Annotated in this window: 4 protein-coding genes; 2 read left to right on the top strand and 2 right to left on the bottom strand. The window is 42.5% G+C overall.

The annotated features are described in order from the left end of the window. A partial coding sequence (locus F6K49_RS47000) for a hypothetical protein (protein WP_293109370.1) occupies positions 1-286 on the bottom strand: 286 nt, incomplete at its 3' end. 152 nt (positions 287-438) lie between these two features. On the opposite strand from F6K49_RS47000, the gene F6K49_RS46995 reads away from it, so the two are divergent. Continuing rightward, entirely contained in the window at positions 439-855 is a 417-nt protein-coding gene (locus tag F6K49_RS46995) for a hypothetical protein (RefSeq protein ID WP_008189230.1), read from the top strand. A gap of 4 nt (positions 856-859) precedes the next feature. Then, on the top strand, positions 860-1,294 hold the full coding sequence (locus F6K49_RS46990; RefSeq protein WP_075896104.1) for an HNH endonuclease: 435 nt from the start codon (positions 860-862) through the stop codon (positions 1,292-1,294). 82 nt (positions 1,295-1,376) lie between these two features. Here F6K49_RS46990 and F6K49_RS46985 read toward each other — a convergent pair. Further along, positions 1,377-1,638 (bottom strand): hypothetical protein (locus F6K49_RS46985; protein WP_293109367.1); only part of this gene is annotated, 262 nt, incomplete at its 5' end.

The raw sequence follows: 1,638 nt of genomic DNA, 5'->3' as shown, positions 1-1,638 counted from the left end.
ACAAATAAATCGCTTTTTTCGTGTAACAAACTACTCTCTCCTTAGAAGCCCTTTGCATACACTTCCCCATATCTGAGTCGTTAGTCTCTCCATCAACAGCTTCACCAGAAGCATCATTACTATTACCAGAAGATTCTAGTTCAGCATCGATCAGTCGTTCAGCTTTGACCTCATTATAAGCACGTTCAACAGAGACTTTCTTCCTCAGTCTTCCTTCTGGGTTATAAAGCTGATCTATCACAGACTCACGATCTTCGGTCGGAACTGATAAGATGTCATAGGCCATCTTGTTTGTTCCATCTTCCAGAAGCTTTGACCACTTTTTGGCAAGATCAGCATTCTCCTCTTTTTGAATAGCTTCAACCACATTGAAGCCAATACCCTACCCCCTGAGCTACAATAGACTCTTAACGGACTGCGCTTTCAGGAGCTCCCGTCATGAATTCTATTTCAACAACCATTACTCTGCAAATTCCTGACTTCCTCTATCAGCGCTTGGTCAACACTGCCCAAGCAACTGAACGCTCTCTTGAAGCTGTCATGCTCCATGCTTTACAAATTGGTAGTCCCCCCAATTGGTCTGATGTACCTGAAGAATTTCAAGCAGATCTAGCTGCCTTAGATAGGTTGGAAGACCAAGCTTTGTGGCCCATCGCCCAGAGTAAAAAAACACCGGAAGAAATGGAGCGTCACTACTGGTTGTTAGCTCAAAATCAAGAGCGTTCTTTAACAGATGCAGAACAGATTGAACTTGAGCAGCTTAAGATTTCAGCAGATCGTTTTATGCTACGCAAAGCTCATGCAGCGGCTCTCCTGAAATGGCGCGGTTACCCAGTTCCTCAAAGTATTGTGTAACCTCATGGCCTATATTCCAATATCTTTGAAGAATGAGATTGATCGCCAAGATCGCCGTTATTGTTGTTATTGTCAAACCAGTGAGGCAAATAGTGGTATTCCTTTAACTTACGATCACATTTTCCCACAATCTAAAGGGGGAAAGAGCATATTTTCCAATGTTTGCCTCGCCTGCTATACCTGCAACCAATTTAAATCGGATACAACTGTTGCCCTCGACCCTTTAACCAATCAAACTGTTCACTTATTTAATCCCCGCACTCAGAATTGGGATGAACATTTCTCATGGAATGTGGATTTCACAAAAATTCAAGGACTAACCCCTGTGGGACGAGTAACAGTCATTACGCTCAAAATGAATAATCCCCTTGTTGTAGAAGCACGGTTTCGATGGACAATTAATGGTTGGCATCCCCCATCTTTTCTAGGGGAAAGATGAGCATATCGTACTTTCTATCAAAACTTCCTGAAATTTGAGAACCCCCGTGCTTTAGCCGGGGGATGAAAAAGAGAGACTGGATTTATCCAGTCGTGTCCTCTATTTGGCTTCTAACCCAACGTTCTATAAGCTCTCCGGCACTGGTGTTTGAGTCCTTCGCGGAAAGCTGCAACCACTTCCACACAGTATCTGTGAACATGATAGTGTGTGGTTTTTTGATCTCGTCATAGTATACAGGAATTCCTCTCATTCTTTTTTGAGATTTAGATCTGTTTTTGTTTGACATTACTAGACCATACGTATACACTAGTAGTATGATAACAAAAGGGTCGAGGTTGTCAAAT

It is taken from the genome of Moorena sp. SIO3I6, from assembly GCF_010672095.1.
This window is presented reverse-complemented; position numbering and strand designations above follow the sequence as displayed.